The sequence below is a fragment of the Streptomyces sp. NPDC006711 genome (assembly GCF_042869775.1).
Taxonomy (GTDB): Bacteria; Actinomycetota; Actinomycetes; order Streptomycetales; family Streptomycetaceae; genus Streptomyces.
Window position 1 is genome coordinate 82,094 of the sequence record NZ_JBIAGO010000007.1, and the last position, 18,464, is coordinate 100,557.

Annotated in this window: 15 protein-coding genes; 9 read left to right on the forward strand and 6 right to left on the reverse strand. The window is 73.2% G+C overall.

Features of this window, described 5'->3' with window-relative positions; genetic code table 11:
* Positions 1-16 precede the first annotated feature (16 nt).
* The 3 genes from ACFYM2_RS16715 to ACFYM2_RS16725 form a co-directional block, all read right to left on the reverse strand.
* Positions 17-1,066 (reverse strand): aminotransferase class V-fold PLP-dependent enzyme, encoded by a 1,050-nt coding sequence (locus tag ACFYM2_RS16715; RefSeq protein WP_388457394.1) that lies wholly within the window; start codon positions 1,064-1,066, stop codon positions 17-19.
* Between the two features lie 90 nt (positions 1,067-1,156).
* The gene (locus ACFYM2_RS16720; protein ID WP_388457392.1) at positions 1,157-1,867 is read right to left on the reverse strand and encodes a DsbA family oxidoreductase; all 711 of its coding nucleotides are present in this window, start codon (positions 1,865-1,867) and stop codon (positions 1,157-1,159) included.
* Positions 1,868-1,947: 80 nt separating this feature from the next.
* A complete protein-coding gene (locus ACFYM2_RS16725) occupies positions 1,948-2,910 on the reverse strand; it encodes a helix-turn-helix domain-containing protein (protein WP_359003214.1) in 963 nt (320 codons plus the stop codon).
* A 70-nt stretch (positions 2,911-2,980) separates the two neighbouring features.
* On the opposite strand from ACFYM2_RS16725, the gene ACFYM2_RS16730 reads away from it, so the two are divergent.
* On the forward strand, positions 2,981-4,363 hold the full coding sequence (locus ACFYM2_RS16730) for an MFS transporter (RefSeq protein ID WP_388836856.1): 1,383 nt from the start codon (positions 2,981-2,983) through the stop codon (positions 4,361-4,363).
* Between the two features lie 158 nt (positions 4,364-4,521).
* On the opposite strand, the gene ACFYM2_RS16735 is transcribed toward ACFYM2_RS16730, so the two are convergent.
* Positions 4,522-6,051, reverse strand: a complete 1,530-nt coding sequence (locus tag ACFYM2_RS16735; protein ID WP_359003210.1) for an aldehyde dehydrogenase (NADP(+)) — start codon at positions 6,049-6,051, stop codon at positions 4,522-4,524.
* Between the two features lie 163 nt (positions 6,052-6,214).
* Here ACFYM2_RS16735 and ACFYM2_RS16740 point away from each other — a divergent pair, with 163 nt between their 5' ends.
* The 5 genes from ACFYM2_RS16740 (at position 6,215) to ACFYM2_RS16760 (ending at position 11,588) form a co-directional block, all read left to right on the forward strand.
* Positions 6,215-6,985, forward strand: coding sequence for an IclR family transcriptional regulator (locus ACFYM2_RS16740; protein ID WP_388457386.1), 771 nt, complete (start codon positions 6,215-6,217; stop codon positions 6,983-6,985).
* A 164-nt stretch (positions 6,986-7,149) separates the two neighbouring features.
* Entirely contained in the window at positions 7,150-8,190 is a 1,041-nt protein-coding gene (locus ACFYM2_RS16745; protein ID WP_388836859.1) for a hypothetical protein, read from the forward strand.
* On the forward strand, positions 8,187-9,410 hold the full coding sequence (locus ACFYM2_RS16750; RefSeq protein ID WP_388836862.1) for a sensor histidine kinase: 1,224 nt from the start codon (positions 8,187-8,189) through the stop codon (positions 9,408-9,410). Before ACFYM2_RS16745 ends, ACFYM2_RS16750 begins: the two co-directional genes overlap by 4 nt.
* On the forward strand, positions 9,407-10,063 hold the full coding sequence (locus tag ACFYM2_RS16755; protein WP_388457380.1) for a response regulator: 657 nt from the start codon (positions 9,407-9,409) through the stop codon (positions 10,061-10,063). The genes ACFYM2_RS16750 and ACFYM2_RS16755 overlap by 4 nt, the downstream gene beginning before the upstream one ends.
* Before the next feature lie 64 nt (positions 10,064-10,127).
* On the forward strand, positions 10,128-11,588 hold the full coding sequence (locus ACFYM2_RS16760; protein ID WP_359003201.1) for a penicillin-binding protein 2: 1,461 nt from the start codon (positions 10,128-10,130) through the stop codon (positions 11,586-11,588).
* Positions 11,589-11,646: 58 nt separating this feature from the next.
* On the opposite strand, the gene ACFYM2_RS16765 is transcribed toward ACFYM2_RS16760, so the two are convergent.
* Positions 11,647-12,435: an HAD family acid phosphatase gene (locus tag ACFYM2_RS16765; protein ID WP_359003199.1), complete on the reverse strand. Its 789-nt coding sequence runs from the start codon at positions 12,433-12,435 to the stop codon at positions 11,647-11,649.
* A gap of 530 nt (positions 12,436-12,965) precedes the next feature.
* Between ACFYM2_RS16765 and ACFYM2_RS16770 the strand changes: the two genes are divergently transcribed.
* The 3 genes from ACFYM2_RS16770 (at position 12,966) to ACFYM2_RS16780 (ending at position 16,413) form a co-directional block, all read left to right on the forward strand.
* Positions 12,966-13,775, forward strand: a complete 810-nt coding sequence (locus ACFYM2_RS16770) for an NAD(P)-dependent oxidoreductase (RefSeq protein WP_359003197.1) — start codon at positions 12,966-12,968, stop codon at positions 13,773-13,775.
* Positions 13,776-13,863: 88 nt separating this feature from the next.
* Positions 13,864-15,084 carry a TerD family protein gene (locus ACFYM2_RS16775; protein WP_388836867.1) on the forward strand — a complete coding sequence of 407 codons (1,221 nt, stop codon included), beginning with the start codon at positions 13,864-13,866 and terminating at the stop codon, positions 15,082-15,084.
* Positions 15,085-15,189: 105 nt separating this feature from the next.
* On the forward strand, positions 15,190-16,413 hold the full coding sequence (locus ACFYM2_RS16780; protein WP_388836870.1) for a beta-ketoacyl-[acyl-carrier-protein] synthase family protein: 1,224 nt from the start codon (positions 15,190-15,192) through the stop codon (positions 16,411-16,413).
* 429 nt (positions 16,414-16,842) lie between these two features.
* Here ACFYM2_RS16780 and ACFYM2_RS16785 read toward each other — a convergent pair whose 3' ends face one another.
* Positions 16,843-18,309 (reverse strand): hypothetical protein, encoded by a 1,467-nt coding sequence (locus ACFYM2_RS16785; RefSeq protein WP_359003191.1) that lies wholly within the window; start codon positions 18,307-18,309, stop codon positions 16,843-16,845.
* Between the last annotated feature and the right edge of the window lie 155 nt (positions 18,310-18,464).

Consider the following 18,464-nt stretch of genomic DNA (forward strand, 5'->3'; position numbering starts at 1 on the left):
GGCGCTTCGGGGTGGGTCAGCGGGTGGGCAGGAGGTCCAGGAGGCGGTCCACGTCCTTCGCGGAGTTGTAGAAGTGGAAGGCCGCGCGCAGGTTGCCCGCGCGGTTGGAGAGTTCGATGTCGCGGCCGCTCAACTCGGCCTGGAGGTGGCCCAGTTCGGGCACCGCGACGATCGCCGAGCCGGGCGCGGCGATCGGCTCGTGGCCGAGTGGGGCGAGCCCGGCGCGGAAGCGGTCGGCGAGCGCGGTGTTGTGCGCGTGGACGCGTTCGGCGCCCAGTTCCTCCAGGAGGGCCAGGGAGTGGCGGGCCCCGGTGTAGGAGAACAGCGCGGGGCTCTCGTCGAACCGCCGCGCGGAGCGGGCCAGTTCGCGCACCGGGCCGTAGCAGCTGTCCCAGGGGTGCTCGCCGGCCACCCAGCCGGCGAACACCGGGGTCAGCCCGCCGAGGTCGTCGGGGACGGTGAGGAAGGCGACCCCGCGCGGGCCGGCCAGCCACTTGAAGCCGACGGTGACCGTGTAGTCGTACGCGCCGGCGTCCACCGGGTACCAGCCCGCGCCCTGCGACACGTCGACGAGGGTCCGCGCGCCGTGCGCGAGGGCGGCGGCACGGATCGCCGCGAGGTCGGCGACGCGGCCGTCGGCGGACTGGACGGCGCTGACCGCCACCAGCGCGGTGCCCGGCCGCACCTCCTCTGCGAGGTCGTCCAGCGCGGCGGTGCGCACCTTGAGGTCGCCGCGCACATGGAACGGGTTCACCACCGAGCTGAAGTCGCCCCGCGCCACCAGGACTTCGGCCCCCTCGGGCAGGGAGGCGGCGACCAGGCCCGCGTAGACGGCGACCGACGCGCCGGCCGCGACGCGCCGCACGGGCACCTTGACCAGCCGGGCGTAGGCGGCGCGCGCGGCCTCCACGTCGCCGAACATGTCGGTCGGACGCCCGGCGGCCGACGCCGCCACGGCCTCCCCCATGGCGGCCACGGCCCGGGCGGGCAGCAGTCCGGTGCTCGCGGTGTTGAGGTAGGTGGTCAGCGGGGCGAACGCGCCGGGCGCGAGGGAGTCCAGTTCCATGGGTTCCAGCCTGAATCCCCGGCAACCCCACGTCAATTGGACAAATTTGACGGGTATCCCCAAGCAACCCTTATGCGCCGGGCGGCCGCCTCAGCGCGGCACCTCGCACCCGTCCGGCCCACAGGCGTCCCCGTCGTCACCGCCGAGCGTCTTCAGGGCCGGGGTGCGCGCCTGCCAGGCCTGATCGAGGGCCCGGGTGAAGACCTCGGCGGGCTGGCCGCCGGAGATCGCGTACGCGCGGTCCAGCACGAAGAACGGCACGGCGTTGGCGCCGAACCCGGCCGCCTCGCGCTCGTCGTCGCGGACCTCGTCGGCGTACGCGCTCTCGTCCGCGAGGACCGCCCTGACCTCGCCCTCCTCAAGACCCGCCCGCACCGCGATGTCGACCAGGACCTCGGCGTCGAAGACGGAACGCTCCTCGGCGAAGTTGGTCCGGTAGGCGAGGTCGAGCAGCGCGCTCTGCCGGCCGCGCGCCTTGGCCAGGTGCAGCAGCCGGTGGATGTCGAAGGTGTTGCCGTGGTCCCGGCCGTCGGCCAGATAGCCAAGCCCCTCGGCATGCGCGTTGGCGGCGACGTTCGCCTCCATCGCACGGGCCTCCTCGATGGTCCGGCCGTACTTCTCGGCCAGCATCGGGATCACCGGCCCGACGTCCCCCTTGGACCGGCCGGGGTCGAGCTCGAAGGAACGGTGGACGACCTCGACGTCGCTCCGGTGGGCGAACGCGGCGAGCCCCTTCTCGAAACGGGCCTTGCCGATGTAGCACCACGGGCAGGCGATGTCGCTCCAGATCTCGACGAGCATGTCACTTCTCTCAGATTATTGAAAACCGTACGGTCCCCCCAACGCGCCGGGCACCCGCCCCATTCCCCCGGCCCGGCCGGTCAGGCCGGTGTGGGTGTGAGGCGGCTGAAGCTGGAGCGGTAGGCGGTGGGGGGCAGGCCGGTACGGCGGGTCATGTGGGCCCGCAAGGAGTCCGCGCTGCCCAGGCCGCTGGACTGGGCGATCTGGTCCATCGTGAGCGTGGTGGTCTCCAGGAGTTCCTTGGCCCGCTCGACGCGCTGGTGCAGGAGCCACTGGAGCGGGCTCATGCCGCTCTCGGCGTGGAAGCGGCGGGTCAGGGTGCGCACGCTGACCCCGGCGTGCCGGGCCAGGTCCGTCAAGGTCAGCGGCTTGTCGAGGTTGCGCATGGCCCAGCCCCGGGTGTCCGCGCAGGCCACCCCTCGTTCGGCGGGCAGCGGGGTGTGGGTGAACTGGGTCTGTCCGCCGGGGCGCACCGGGGCCACCAGCGCCTGGCGGGCCACCGTGTTGGCGACGGCCGCGCCGTAGTCGGTGCGGATCATGTGCAGGCACAGGTCGATCCCCGCGGCGTACCCGGAGGAGGTCATGACGTTGCCGTCCTGCACGTACAGGACGTCGCCCTTGAGGTCGAGCGCCGGGTAGCGCCTGCGCAGCTCCTCGGCCAGCTCCCAGTACGTGGTGGCGCTGCGCCCGTCCAGGAGTCCCGCCTCGGCCAGGACGAAGGCGCCGCTGCAAATGGACGCGACGCGTACGCCACGGGCCGCCGCGGTCACGACGGCGGCCACCGTGCGCGGGTCCGGCTCGTAGCGCTGTCCGGTCCCGGCGACCAGCACCGTGTCGGCGCCCTCGACCGCGTCCAGACCTCGGCCCACGTGCAGGTCGAGGCCGCCGGTGGTGGCGATCGGGCCCGGGTCGGGCGTGCACACGACCACCTCGTAGCCGGGTGCGCCACCGATCTCCACCTTGGCGAACAGCAGCTCGGGAATGGCGAGGTTGAACATCGAGACGGGCGAGGGCGCGACGACGGCGACCCGGTGCGGTGGCATGGCCAGAACCTCCGGATGTATGGCAATCGGGCCACTACTGTACGCGGACGGGCCTGGCCAAGCTGAGGGCATGCCAACGAACGACACGCTCCAAGCCGCCCGCGCCGACCACCAGTTGGCGGGCGGGCCGCCGCGCGGGTCCTCCCCCGCCCTCACGCTCGTCGCCGCTCTGCTCGGTTTCGCCCTGATCACCCTGGACGCCTCCGTGGTGAACGTCGCCCTGCCCGCGATCGGCGGCGACCTCGGCGGCGGCATGTCCGCACTGCAATGGGTGGTGGACGCCTACACCCTGGCCTTCGCCGCGCTGATGCTCTCCACCGGGGCGTTCGCCGACCGGGTCGGTTCGGCCCGGGCGTACGCGCTCGGCACCGTCGTCTTCACCCTCGCCTCGGCCGCCTGCGGGGTGGCTCCGGGGCTCGGCGTACTGATCGGCGCCCGGGTGGTGCAGGGCGTGGCGGCCGCGGTGGTGCTGCCCGCCTCACTCGCCCTGGTGCGCCAGGCCCACCCGGACCCGGCGCGCAGGGCCCGTGCGGTGGCGCTCTGGGCGGCGGGCGGCTCCGTCGCGGTGGCGCTCGGCCCGGTCGCGGGCGGCGCGCTGACCACGCTGTGGGACTGGCGCGGGATCTTCTTCATCAATCTGCCGCTCGGTCTCGCGGCCCTCGCCCTGACCGCCCGCGCCCCGCGCGCCGGGCGCCGACCCGCCCCGCTCGACCTGCCGGGGCAGCTGACGGCCGCCGTCGCGCTGGCCGCGCTCGCCGTCGCGGTGATCGAGCAGGGTGCGGTACGGATCGGGGCGGGGGCGCTCGCGGTGGTGGCCGGGGCCGCGTTCTGGCTGATCGAGCGGCGCGTCGCCCATCCGGTGGTGCCGCTCGGTCTCTTCCGCGACCGGACCGTGACCGTCGCCATGGGCGCGGGCGCGGCGGCCAGTGCGGCCTTCTACGGCGTGATCTTCGTCTTCAGTCTCTACTTCCAGCGGGTGCGGGGGGAGTCCGCGCTGACAGCGGGACTGATGTTCCTGCCGATGACCGCGCTGATCCCGGTCATGAACATGCTTTCCGGCAGGCTGTCCATGCGGTTCGGGCCGCGCGTGCCGATGCTGGCCGGTCAACTCCTCGCCCTGGTGGGCCTGTTGCTGCTCCTGATCGCCGACGCGCAGGCGCCTGCGCCACTGGTCGCGTTCTTGCTGGTCCCTCTCGCGCTGGGCTGCGGCCTCTCGGTGCCCGCGCTGACCGCCGCGATGATGGAGGCTCTGCCGCAGGAGCGGGCGGGGCTCGCGGCGGGGGTGCTCAACGCCGGCCGGCAGGTGGCGGGGGCGCTCAGCATCGCGGTGTTCGGATCCCTGGTGGACGGTGAGGCGGGGTTCGTGCCGGGGATGCGGATGGGTCTGGTGGTGGCGGCGGGGCTGGTCGCGGGGGCGGCGTTCAGTACGGGGTGGCTGCGCGGACGGCGGTGACCGGGGCCGCATGAGGTGCCGGGTCTACCATCCGGGCCGGGCCCAGCCCCGCCAAGGGCGCGGGTCGCGGGGTGCGCGACCAGCCACGTACGGCCCGCACCCAGCGACTCGCACCCCCGACCCACCCCCCGGCCCGCACCCCGTACGAGCCGCCCGGCTCAGGCCGCCGGGCCGGTGACGCGGCGGGGCAGGGACAGCGGGTTGTCGTCGCGCAGGGCCGCCGGCAGCAGGGCCTGGGGCGTGCTCTGGTAGGCGACCGGCCGCAGCCACCGCTCCACAGCGGTGGCACCCACCGACGTGGAGGTGGAGGTCGCGGCCGGATACGGCCCCCCGTGGTGCTGCGCGGGCGCGACCGCGACCCCGGTGGGCCAGCCGTCGACCAGGACACGCCCCGCCAACTGGGTCAATTCCGCCAGGAGTTGGGCCCCGGCGCCCTCGCCGGCCGCCTCGGCCGCGGAGAGTTGCAGGGTCGCCGTGAGGTTGCCCGGCAGCCGCGAGAGCACCGCCGAGATCTCCGACTCGTCCGCGTACCGGGCCACCACCGTGACCGGACCGAAGCACTCCTCCAGGAGCAGATCGTGCTCGCCCTCCTCGGTGAGCCGCGCGGCCTCGACGGTCAAGAAGCCGCCGCTGACCGTGTGTTCGCCGCCCGCGCCAGGCGTGAGGGGCGCTTCGACGCCCGGCAGCGCGGCCCGCTCGGCGACCCCCGCGACGAAGGCGTCGCGCATGCGGTGGTCGAGCATGACCCCCGCGTCGGTGTCGCTGACGGCGGCGGTGAGCGCCTTGATCAGGGCGTCGCCCGCCGCGCCCCGGGGCGCGAGCACGAACCCGGGCTTGGTGCAGAACTGGCCGACCCCCAGGGTCATCGAGGCCCCGAGCCCGGTCCCGATCGCCTCGCCCCGCTCCTCGGCGGCGGCCGCCGTCACCACGACCGGGTTGAGGGAGCCGAGTTCACCGTGGAAGGGGATCGGCACGGGGCGCGCGGCCGCCGCGTCGAACAGGGCCCGCCCGCCGCGCACCGAGCCGGTGAACCCGGCGGCCGCGACCAGCGGATGGCGTACGAGCTCGACGCCCGCGGTGAAGCCGTGCACCAGGGAGACGACGTCCTGCGGCAGCCCCACCCGCGCGGCCGCGCGCCGCAGCAGCGAGACGCAGAGTTCGGAGGTGGCCGGGTGGTCGGGGTGCGCCTTGACGACGACCGGGCAGCCGGCCGCGAGCGCGCTCGCGGTGTCGCCGCCCGGCACGGAGAAGGCGAGCGGGAAGTTGGAGGCCGAGTAGACGGCGACGACCCCGAGCGGGAGCTTGATCCGCCTGAGGTCCGGCCACGGCGGGGTCCGGGACGGGTCGGCGTGGTCGATCCGTATGTCGAGGAAGGAGCCCTCCTCGACGACCTCGGCGAACGCCCTCAACTGGGCGGTGGTGCGCGCCAGTTCGCCGGTGAGACGGGTGGGGCCGAGCGCCGTCTCGGCGTCGGCCGCCTCCACCACGTGCTCCGCCGAGGCGTCCAGGAGGTCCGCCGCGGTGCGCAGGAACACCGCGCGTACGCTCAGATCGGCCAGCGCCGCGCGCGTGGCCGCAGCGGCCCTGACCGCGTGGTCGACCTCCTCGGCCGTCGCTTCGGCCGCGACCTCTTCACGCGGCTTCCCCGTACGGGGGTCGACACTCCAGACTGGTGCTGCTGTGCTCACCGCGTTGTCCTTCCACTGCCCGGTCCGCCACCGCCACCCACCGGGGTGCGTTCGGTATTCTGAACACAGTTCCCGATGCTGAATAGCGCCAATATGCTGGGACTCTATTAACGGGCGTTCCGCCTTGGCAAGAAGCCTCGGCGAGAAGAAGCGGGGTGCTGGGATGTCGGCTGGCGATTCGGGTGGGGCACAGGTCAAGTCCGCTGTGCGGACGGTGGAGTTGCTCGAGTATTTCGCGGGACGGCCCGGCATGCACTCCCTCGCCGCCGTGCAGGAGGCGGTCGGCTACCCCAAGTCCAGTCTGTACATGCTCCTTCGCACCCTGGTGGAGCTCGGCTGGGTGGAGACCGACGCGACCGGCACCCGGTACGGGATCGGGGTGCGGGCCCTGCTGGTCGGCACCTCCTACATCGACGGCGACGAGGTGGTCGCGGCGGCCCGCCCCACGCTCGACCGGCTCTCGGACGACACCACCGAGACCATCCACCTCGCCCGGCTCGACGGGACGAACGTGGTCTACCTCGCCACCCGGCAGTCCCAGCACTACCTGCGGCCCTTCACCCGCGTCGGCCGCCGGCTGCCCGCCCACTCGACCGCGCTCGGCAAGGCGCTCCTGGCCACCCACAGCGACGAACAGGTGCGCAAGCTGCTGCCGGAAACGTTGCGGCAGCTCACGGAGCACACCATCACCGACCGCGAGAAGCTGATCGATGAGCTGCGCCTGGTGCGGGAGCAGGGATACGCGGTGGACCGCGAGGAGAACACGCTGGGACTGCGCTGTTTCGGCGTCGCGATCCCCTACCGCACCCCGGCCCGCGACGCGATCAGCTGCTCGGTCCCGGTGGCTCGTCTGACCCCGGGCCACGAACAGACCGTGAAGGACGCCCTGTTGGACGCCCAGGACCGGCTGACCCTGGCCACCCGCCGCCTCTGACCCCGGGCCCCTCAGGAGGAATCCGCGCCCGGTCGGCACCTCCCGACCGCGCGGCTCCGGCCCGACCGAACCGCCCCCTACCCCCACCCCCTCCCCCACACGGCGGACCCGCCTCACCATCCAGCACGACGCCCCGCCCCCGGGACGCCAGGGAGTGTGAGGACATGCCCCTCACGCCCCCCGCCGGGACCGCCGCCACCGCCCGCGACACCCGCCGCCCCGCCGGGATGACCACGCCGACCTCCACGCCCCGCCGGGCCCTGCGCGCGGTGGCGGTGATCGCCTGCCTGCCCTACCTCACCCTCAAGGTGCTCTGGGTCGCAGGCAGCCACCTGGGCATCCCCGACGGCAGCGGCCTGCTCGACCACCGCCTGCGCACGGCTGCGGCCAACGGCGCGTCCGTCCTCATGGACGCCTGCGTGATCGTCCTCGCGCTGCTCCTGACCCGCCCCTGGGGGCTCCGCGTCAAGGCGTGGCTGCTCGCGGTGCCGATGTGGCTCGCCACCGGCCTGCTCGCGCCGGTGATGACCGGATATCCGCTCCAGCTGCTGGTCCGGGCGGCGCGCGGCACCGGCGTCCGGCCGCCCGCCCACAGTGACCGGGCGGTCTTCCTGCACGAGTGGGTCTTCGCCGTCGTGTACACCGGCTTCATCGTCCAAGGCATCGCCCTGGGCGCGCTGTTCGTGCTGTACGCCCGCGACCGCTGGGCGCCGCTGTGGCGCGGCCGTCTCGGCGACCTGCCGGCCGGCGCCGTACCGCGCGGGTCGCGGGCCGCCGCCGTCGCGGTGGCGGCGCTGTCGCTGCTCGCGGCCGCGACGCACACCCTGTGGGCGACGGGCTCGGTGGTGGGCCTCGCCCCGGCCATGGCTGAGGGGCGCGGCGCCGACGAGTACGTCCTTGAGGCCGTGTTCGCGGCGTTCACCGTGCCTGCGGCGGCCGGCGTCCTGATGATCGCCTTCGGGCTCGGCGGATCGCTGCCGCTGCGTCTCCCGCTGGCCCTCGCGTGGCTCGGCTCGGGCGCCACCGCGTGCTGGGGCGGCTGGCTGTGGCTCTCGTCCGGCGTGTTCGGCGGAGCGGCCGCGGACCGGCCCACCGCGTTGATGATCCTCACCTACGCTGTGCAGATGATCGTCGGCCTGACCGTCCTCGCCCTCGGCGCCCGCTTCCTCGCGGCGCGCTCCCGGCACGCCGGCGGCACGCCGTGATACGCGCGCTGTTCGGTGTCCGGGCCCGCCACCGTTGGGTCCATCTGGTCATCGGCGGGGCCCTGTTGATGCCGTACTTCCTGGTCGGCATGGTCATCGTCGGCGCGTGCAGGTCCAACGGCGGCTCCGTCGACTCCCTCCCGCTCGCGCTGATCACGCTGGCCGTCTCGCTGCCCTTCTCGGCGATTTCGGCGCTGGTGCCGATCGCCCGGCCGCTGCTGGTGTTCGGCGTGCGGGCGCTGTGCGGGGTGGATCCGGCGGCGCTCACCGACCGGCCCGCCCGCACCTGGGACGCCCGGCTGCGCGCCGCCGCCTGGTACACCCTGCACGTCGCCGTCGGCGGGATCCTGAGCGGGATGAGTCTCGCGCTGCCCCCGTTCACGGCGTTCTTGATCGTGCTGCCCTTCTTCCCGGGGCTGCGCCACACCGTGTACTCCGCCTCCGGCCCCCTCGCGACCCCGTGGGGCATCGCGCTCGCGCCGTTCGCCGCGGTCGCGATGCTGCTCGCTCTCGCGGCGTGCTCGGCGGCCGCGGGGGCGCTCCTCGCCAGGCTCGCGCCCGTCCTGCTCGGCCCCACGCCCGCCGACAAGCTGGCCGCGGCCGAACTGCGCGCGGCGGAGCTGGCCGTACGCAACCGGCTCGCGCGCGAGCTGCACGACTCGGTGGGCCACGCCCTGAGCGCGGTGACCCTCCAGGCCGGCGCCGCCCGCCGCGTCCTGGACGCGGACCCGGGGTTCGTCCGGGAGGCGCTGGGCGCGATCGAGGAGACCGCCCGGCGCACGGTGGACGAACTCGACGCCGTCCTGGGCCTGTTGCGCCAGGACGACGGCGACCTCACCACCCCCGATCTCGGCGCCCTGGAGGACCTGCTGTCCCGCACCGGCATGAAGGTGACGTACTCCCTCGACGGCGACCCGGCCCGGGTGCCGGAGCTGGTCTCGCGGGAGACGTACCGGATCGTCCAGGAGGGCCTGAGCAACGCGTCGCGGCACGGAACCGGTCCTGCCGTCACCCTGCGAGTCGCCATCCGTGGCGGAGAGTTGGAGGTGGTGATGGAGAACCCCCTGGGCGCGGCGGCGCCGGTGGTGCGCCCGGGCGGCGGCCGCGGACTGCGTGGGATAGCCGAACGGGCCGCGCTGCTCGGCGGGAGCGCCGTCGCGGGCCCCGAGGCCGGTGTGTGGCGGCTCAGCGCCCGGCTGCCGCTGGGCGGCGCACGATGAGCGGCACGATCCGGGTGGTGCTCGCCGACGACGAGCGGATGGTGCGCACGGCGCTGCGGGTGATCCTCGACGCCGAACCGGGCATCGAGGTGGTGGGTGAGGCCTCCACCGGCGCCGAGGCCCTGCCCGTCGTGCGCGAGAGCCGCCCCGACGTGGTCCTGATGGACGTACGGATGCCGGAGATCGACGGCATCCGCGCCACCGAGCAGATCCTGGCGGCCATGACGGCCCCGCCGAAGATCCTGGTGGTGACGACCTTCGAGAACGACAGTTACGTCTATGACGCGCTGCGCGTGGGCGCCGCCGGGTTCCTGCTCAAGCGGGCCGCCGCCGACGAGCTGGTCCAGGCGGTCCGGCTGGTCGCGCGCGGGGAGTCGCTGCTCTTCCCCGCCAAGCTGCGCGAGCTGGCCGCCCGGCACTCCCCCGCCGGCGCCCGCGCCGCTTCCTGGGCGGCCCGGCTCACCGAGCGGGAGGCGGAGGTGCTGCGTCTGATGGCGACCGGCCTGACCAACGCCGAGATCGCCCGGCGGATGGGGGTCGGCCCGGCCACGGTGAAGACGCATGTCGCCTCCGTCCTGGCCAAGACGGGCGTTCGCGACCGCACACAGGCGGTGATCGCGGCGTACGAGTCGGGGTTCGTGCGGCCCCGATGAAGGTTTTCTGAGAAACCCCCGGTGCCGGAACTCCGCGTCCGGGCCCGTCCGTCTCACGTATGGGATGAACAAGACAATCAGGCGCGCCTCGGTCTTCTGTCTGCTGATGGTGCTCGCCCTCCTCGGACGAGCCACCTATGTGCAGTTCTACCAAGGCCAGGCCCTAGCGGACGACACACTGAACCGGCGGAACACCATCGCGCAGTACGCGCAGCCGCTCGGGGACATCATCGTGGCCGGATCCCCGGTCACCGGCTCGGAAAGGACCAGCAGCGGCGACCTCGCCTACCAGCGCGCGTACAAGAACGGACCGATGTACGCGCCGGTCACCGGCTTCGCGTCGCAGGTGTACGGATCGACACAGCTGGAGGGGATCTACTCCAAGGTCCTCGACGGCAGCGACCCGCGCATGCGGAACCCCTTCGACGCGCTCACCCACCAGCGCGCGCCCGGCGGCGACGTGCTGACCACCATCGACCCGGGTGTGCAGAAGGCCGGGTACCAGGCGCTCGGGAACACGGAGGGCGCCGCCGTCGCGATGGACCCGAAGACCGGCCGTGTCCTTGGCCTGGTCTCCACGCCTTCCTACGATCCCGCCAGGATCGCGGGTTCCTCGTCGGCGGCCGCCGACGCCTGGAAGCAGCTGTCCGAGGACAAGAGCCAGCCGATGCTCAACCGGGCGCTGCGCCAGCCGCTGGCGCCGGGTTCCACGTTCAAGCTGGTGGTGGCCTCGGCCGCGCTGGAGAACGGTCTTTACTCCTCGATCGACGAGGACACCGCGAGCCCCAACCCGTACCGGATGCCGGGCACCACGACGGACCTGCGCAACGAGTCGGCGTCGGCGCCCTGCGAGAACGCCTCGATCCGCACGGCGCTCGAATACTCCTGCAACAACGTCTTCGGCAAGATGGCCGTCGACCTGGGCCAGGACAAGGTGCGGGCGATGGCGGAGAAGTTCGGGTTCAACGACACCGGACTCGACATTCCGGTACGCGCCTCGGCGAGCGTGTACCCGAAGAACATGAACCCGTCGTCCACGGCGCTTTCGGGCATCGGCCAGTTCGACGTGACGGCGACCCCGCTCCAGATGGCCATGGTCTCGGCCGCGATCGCCAACGACGGCGTGCTGTCCTCGCCGCACCTGGTCTCCAAGGTGACCGACTCCAAGGGGAGCACGCTCCAGTCGTACCCGGATTCCGACGGCAGGAGGATCCTGTCGTCCAAGACGGCGCGGGCGATGTACAGCGCGATGATCTCCGTGGTCACCGACGGCACGGCGTCCAACGCCAAGATGCCCGGCCTTGAGGTCGGCGCCAAGACGGGCACGGCCCAGCACGGAGTGAACAACTCCAAGAAGCCGTACGCCTGGTTCACCTCGTTCGCCAAGGACCCCACGACCGGCAAGGAGGTCGCGGTCGCCGTGGTCATCCAGGACTCCGACGCCGAGCGCTCCGAGGTCAGCGGCAACGGGCTCGCGGGTCCGGTCGCCCAGGCCATGATGAAGGCCGCGCTGGCCTCCCCGTGATCCACCGGGGCGCGCGTGGACGGCGCGCGCGCCCCGGGCCGTGCCGCTGCCCCGGGGGTTACGGCAGGAAGTACATCGGGTTGGGGAGCTTGTACGTCTTGTCCGCGTAGCCGCCCGACAGGTCGGTGTACTGGTCGCCGAGGTTGGCGACGATGGTGTAGCCGAGCGACTCGATGTGCTTGCGGGTGCCCGCCTTGTAGTCGACCGTCGAGCAGGTCCAGGTGGTCTTGGCACAGCTCAGGTACGCCGGCGGGTTGGCCTTGTCCTTGAGGAAGAAGTGCGCGGCGTCCACCGGCACCTGGTAGCCCGCCCGGGTCAGGTTGAGGGCGCTGGCGTCGCGCTGGGAGGCGTCGCGGCCGGTGAGGAAGAAGACCGTGACGCCGTTCTTGGCCGCGTAGTTGACCAGGTCCGGCATGCCGAACACGGCGATCGAGTGGGCGCTCTTCACATATGCGTCGAACGCGGCCGCGTTGTAGGCGAATCCGTTCTTCTTCTCGTAGTCGTACGTCAGCAGCGTCGTGTCGTCGACGTCGAGCACGATGGCGGGCTTGCGGCCGTCGCGGCCGGGGTGCTCGGCGGCGTGCTTGATCTGGCGCTTGGCGCGCGCCTCGATGTCCGCGACCTGCTGGGCGTAGTTGCTCCTGGGCGAGGCCTGGTAGTTCCCGGAGGCGTCGGGCGCCCCGCCGTAGTAAGCGTTGATCTTGTCTTCGACCTTGGTGATGTTCGGTATCTCCCGGTCCGACTTCGGCGTGGCGTTGTCGGCCGAGGCCGCGCCGACGCCGTAGAAGGCGGCGCCGGTGAGGGAGAGGGCAGCGGTGGCGGCTGCGGCTTTGGTGAGAATGCGCATGACCGCTTGTCTACGCGCATCACATGCGCCCCGCCAGGGGAAATGCCGAAAACGTTGCCGCACTGTGTCCTTGGCGGGGTTTCAAGCCGGGCGTGGCGAGAGTGGCTGGCGGCTCGCGCGGGCAACGGGTGCGACGGGTCGCCCACCTCGTCGCGCCCGGAGGCGTCTCCCGGCGCCCAGGGGGCCGGGGGTGGCGCGGCCTCAACTCCCTTTCGCACCAGCGCCGTCGGGGCATCGGCCGCCTGGGGCAGGCCGCGGCGGGCGGCCCCTTCTGTGACGGCCGGGCAGAACAACCCGGAGGGATGGGCGAATTGGGCACTCCCGCGCGCCTCTTGACGCCGTTCGGCCGCGCTCCTTAGCGTGTCCACGCATGTGAATCATGTCCACGGATGCAGCAGACGCGCAGCAGAACGTCCTCCTGGACCGCGTCCGGACCTCCCGGCCGTCGCCGTCCGCCGTCCCCGCCGTCCGCCGTCCTCGGCGCCCGTCGTCCCTGCCGCCCGTCGCCTGTCGCCCCCGAGGAGCACCCGATGCCCGCACCCCGCACCGTCCTGCTCACCGGCGCCGCCGGCGGGCTCGGCACCCTGATGCGGGAACTGCTCCCGGCCCACGGCTACGCGTTGCGGCTCCTGGACATGGCGCCGGTCCCCGGCGAGCCGGACGCCATCACCGCCGACCTCGCCGACAGGGAGACGCTGCGTGCGGCCGTCCGAGGGGTCGACGCGGTCCTCCATCTCGCCGGGATCTCCCTCGAATCCTCCTTCGACAAGATCCTGCGGGCCAACATCGAAGGCACGTACAACCTCTACGAGGCGGCGCGCGAGGAGGGCGTGCGGCGGATCGTGTTCGCCTCCTCCAACCACGCGGTCGGCTTCACGCCCCGCCCCGTGCGGGGCGCGCCGCTGATCCCGGTCACCACCGCGCACCGCCCCGACACCTTCTACGGCCTGTCCAAGGCGTTCGGTGAGGATCTGGCGCAGTTCTACTGGGACAAGCACGGCCTGGAAACCGTCTCGGTCCGCATCGGTTCCTGCTTCGCCGAGCCGACCTCCGTACGGATGCTGTCGATCTGGCTCAGCCCCGGCGACGCGGCCCGCCTCTTCCACGCCGCGCTCGGCGCCGAAGGGGTCGGGCACAGCGTGGTGTACGGATCGTCCGCCAACACCCGGCTGTGGTGGGACCTCTCCTCCGCCCGGGCCCTCGGGTACGAGCCCGAGGACGACTCCGAGCAGTACGCCGCCCGGCTCGTCGCCGAACAGGGCGAACTCGACCCGGACAGGCCCGAGCACGCGCTGCTGGGCGGCCCCTTCGTCACCGACCCGCCGATCTGGCCGCACTGAGACCGCCGCGAGCCCCGCGCGGCGCGACGCCGACGACATTCGGCCGAGGTTCAAGGAACCGCAAAGCGGCGTCGCTCGTTTCCGGGGCATGACCGCAATGACCCCCGGCTCGAACCTTCCGCTCCCGACCACCCGCGTGACAGTGGACGTCGCCGCGCCCGTGCGGCTCGACGTCTCGGGCCTGCTGCTCACCGCAGACGGCAAGGTGCGCTCGGACGACGATTTCATCTTCTACAACCAGCCGCAGGGCCCCGGTGTCACCCACCGCTCCGGCGGCGGCACGGGGCCCGACGCGATCATCGTGGACACGTCCGCCGTCCCGGCGGGCATCGAGAAGATCGTGGTGACCGCGAGCCCGGACGCGGCGGGCCAGACCTTCCAGGGCATCGAGCCCACCGCCACCCTGCGCGACGACGCCGACGGCAGCGTGATCGCCTCCTTCACGCCGCCCCGGCTCGGCACCGAGACGGCCCTGGTGGTCATGGAGATCTATCTGCGGGGCGGCGCCTGGAAGGCCCGCGCGGTGGGCCAGGGGTACGCCAACGGGCTCGCCGGGATCGCCACGGACTTCGGGGTCACGGTCGAGGAGCCCGCGGCGCCGGCCGCCGCGCCCCCGATGCCGGCCGCCCCTGCTACCGCGCCTGCCGCCACCCCGCCGGCCGATCCGCGGCTCGCTGCCCCCGCCCCGGGGGCCCCGGCCGTGCCGCCCGCCCCCGCCCCCACGGGCAGCGGGAAGATCAACCTGGACAAGGGCCGCGTCAGCCTCCAGAAGAACCAGACGGTGTCCCTGGTCAAGGGCGGCCGTCCGCTGCTCTCGCAGGTCAAGATGGGCCTCGGCTGGGAGCCCGCCTTCCGCGGCAAGGACATCGACCTGGACGCGTCGGTGATCGCCTACGGCCCCCAGCGCAACCACCTGGACACCTGCTACTTCGGCAAGCTCTCCATCCTCAACGGCGCCATCAAGCACTCCGGCGACAACCTGACGGGCGAGGGCGCGGGCGACGACGAGGTGATCGTGGTCGACCTGGGCCGCATCCCCGCCGAGGCCACCGGTCTCGTCTTCACGGTGAACTCCTTCTCGGGCCAGAAGTTCACCGAGGTGGCCAAGGCGTACTGCCGGCTGATCGACGCGGCGAGCGGCGCGGAACTGGTGCGGTTCGATCTGACGGGGGCCGAGCCGCAGACCGGGGTGATCATGGCGAAGTTGATCAAGCAGTTCTCCGGCGAATGGGAGATGACCGGGGTCGGCACCTTCGTGAAGTCCCGCACCGCGCGTGGCATGGTCAAGCCGTCGGCGGAGGCGCTGTAGCACGCTGCGGCCGGGGCGCTCTGTGGGAAGTCCACAACATCGCCCGGACAAATCACAGCGTCCCCGCCCTCCCGCCCGGCGGCTGCCGCCTGGCAGGGTCGAAGCATGAGCGATCTTGCAGAAGTACTCGTCACCGGCCTCGGAGCGATCACCCCGCTCGGCGCGGACACGGCCACCACCTGGGAAGGCATGCTGGCGGGCCGGTCCGGGGCCGGTCTCATCGAAGAGGAGTGGGCCGCCGGCCTTCCGGTCCGGGTGGCCGCCGGTCTCCCCGTCGACCCGGCCTCACTGCTCGACCGGGTCGAAGCCCGCAAGCTTGATCGGTGTGAACAACTCGCGATGATCGGATCGCGCGAGGCATGGCGGGACGCGGGCGCCCCGGAGGTCGCCCCCGAACGGCTCGCCGTGGTGATCGGCACCGGCACCGGGGGCGTGCTCACCACCCTGGGCCAGGACGACACGTTCGAAAAGAGCGGGGCGCGCAGGCTCTCGCCGTTCGCCGTGCCGATGCTCATGCCGAACGGGCCGGCGGCCTGGGTCTCCATGGAGCTCGGCGCGCAGGCCGGGGCGCGCACTCCGGTCAGCGCGTGCGCCTCCGGCGCCGAGGCGATCGCGATGGGCCTGGACCTGATCCGGGCGGGACGGGCCGACGTGGTGGTGGCCGGCGGCACCGAGGCCTGTCTGCATCCGTTCACCATCGCCGCGTTCGCGCAGATGAAGGCGTTGTCCACCGAGGGCGGCGAGCGCGACCCCCGGGCGGTGTCCCGTCCCTTCGACGCGGACCGCAGTGGTTTCGTGATGGGCGAGGGCGCGGGCCTGCTCGTCCTGGAGCGGGCGGAGTTCGCGCGGGCCAGGGGTGCGCGGGTGTACGGGTCGGTGGCCGGGGCGGCCGTGACCTCCAGTGCGGACCACATCACCGCGTCGGACGTGGCCGGCCAGGTCCGGGCGGTCGAATCGGCGCTGGCGGACGCGCGGTTGAGCCCCCGCGACATCGGCGTGGTGCACGCCCACGCCACCTCCACGCCCTCGGGCGACCTCGCCGAGGCACAAGCGGTGGCCAAAGCCCTGGGCACGCATCCCGTGGTCACGGCCACGAAGTCGATGACCGGCCACATGCTGGGCGCGTCCGGCGCGATCGGCGCGATCGCGGCGCTGCTCGCCCTGCGGGACGGCACGGTCCCGGCCACCCGCAACCTCGACCGCCTGGACCCCGAGATCACCCTCGACGTGGTCGCGGGCCACAACCGCACGGGTTCCTGGGAGGCCGCGCTCGCCAATTCCTTCGGCTTCGGCGGCCACAATGTGAGCCTGGTACTCAAGCGGGCCTGAGCCCCGGGGACCCGGGGCCCGGCCAAGTGCCCTGGAAAACCGGGGTTGTTCAGCGCCCCGGGCCCCGGTTAAGTACCTAACGGAACGGGGCTCTTCGGGAACCCGGCCCTCGGGCCCCGGCCAAGCGCCCAGGAAACCCAGGGTTGTTCGGCCCCCGGCACACTTGGGCGTGCCCCCGGGCAGCGCTTGCGGACCGCTTCCTCGGCGCCGGAGCCGCCCGCGGACCCCGGACCCCCGGTGAAGCCCCCGGGAAACCGGAGTCGTTCTGGCCCCAGCACGCTCGAACGTGCCCCCAGACCGGCCAGGCGGCCGGCCCGGCGGGTCGCGCAGGCGCGCGGCGTGGCGTCAGGCCCGTCGGGCGCGGCGTGGCTGTCTGGCCGGGGCCAGGCGGGGGCACGCGGCGCCGGGGCCGGAGGGGCCGGCGGCGGGTCAGGGGCGGGAGCGGGCCTTGAAGGCCGCCTTGCGGGCTTCCTTTGCCGTGGCCTTGTCCGGGTGGAGACGGCCCATCGCCTCCAGGACATCGGCGGTCGCCGGGTGCTCCACCCGCCAGGCCGCGTCGAAGAAGCCGCTGTGCTGCCCGACCAGGCCCTCGACGAGTTCCCGCAGCTCCTCCAGGTCGCCCTCGACCGCGAGTTGCGCGGCGATGGTGTCGATGGCCAGCCAGAAGATCATCGCCTCGGTGGGCGGCGGCACGTCGGCCGCGCCGCGCTCGACGAGCCAGACCCGGGCAAGCCCGCCCAGTTCGGGGTCGGGCAGCACCTCGCGGACGGCGGGCTCCGAGGCGGCACCGGTCAGCGCGAGCGCCTGCTGGCAGTGCAGTCGGCGCAGCGGACCACCCGCGTCGGCGCCCCGGGCAGCCGCAAGCAACTCCCGTGCGGCGGCCGCCGGTTCACGCCGGGCCAGCCACTGCTCGGTCTCGGCGCGGGCGGAGAGCTCGGGGAAGTAGGCGATGCCGTCCAGGAGCGCGTCGGCGCCCTTGCCCGCCAGGTCACCGACGGCCGGCGCGTCCACGCCGGCCTCCAGCATCCGGGCGCGCACACCGTACAGACCGAGCGGCGTCAGGCGGACCATTCCGTAACGCGAGACGTCCTCGTCGTCGACCGGCGGGGCCGGCTCGTCGCCCACCTCGGCCATCAGAGCCTCGTCGACGGGCTCGTACTCGACCAGACCGATCGGCTCCAGGAGCCGGAACTGGTCGTCCAGGCGCATCATCGCGTCGGAGACCTGCTCCAGGATGTCGTCGGTGGGCTCCCCCATGTCGTCGGGGACGATCATCGAGGCGGCCAGCGCGGGCAGCGGCACGGGCCCCTCGGGGGTGCCGCCCTCGCTGACGGTCAGCAGATACAGGTTGCCGAGCACGCCCTCAAGGAACTCCGCCTCCTCCTCCGGGTCCCACTCAAGCCGCTCGAAGTCGATCTCGCCGTCCTCGCCGACCAGGTCCGCGAAATCGTCGATCATCGGGGCGGTGGCGTCGGCGAAGACCACGTCGAAGGCGTCGGCCCAGATCGCCAGGACATCGCTGGGCGAACCCGAGGTGAGCACCGCGAGGTTGTCGCCCGCCGTCGCGCTGCCCTCGGCGTCCTCCGCGTCCTCGGCGTCCGCGTCCCCGGCATCCCCGGCGTCCTCGATGTCGACGAGGCCGGTGTCGACCGCGACCCGCCAGGCCTCGCTCGCGTACGCAGGGCCGTCCTCGTCGTCGCCGAGGCCGAGTTCGGCGGCGGCCTCGGGCAGCTGCTCCTCGACGAGCTCGCCGCCGGCGCCGACGCGGGTCTTGGGGCCGGCCCAGCGGGCGAGCCGCACCGCGCGGGCGAGCAGCGGGGCGGACAGCGCGTCCCGCGCCAGTTCCGCCTCGGAGTTCAGCCGCACCGGCGGCAGGGTGGGGCGGTCTCCGGACATCTGGGGGTACTCCTCGGCCGTACGGTCTGGGGCTCGGGTCGCGCTGGGGCAGCGATGGATGAGCGGCACCCAGCGTAGACGTATTTCACCGGGTTTCGTTGCGCCGCCCGTGCGCACCAGCCCCCGCCCCCGCCCGCCCCCATTTCCACGCGGCC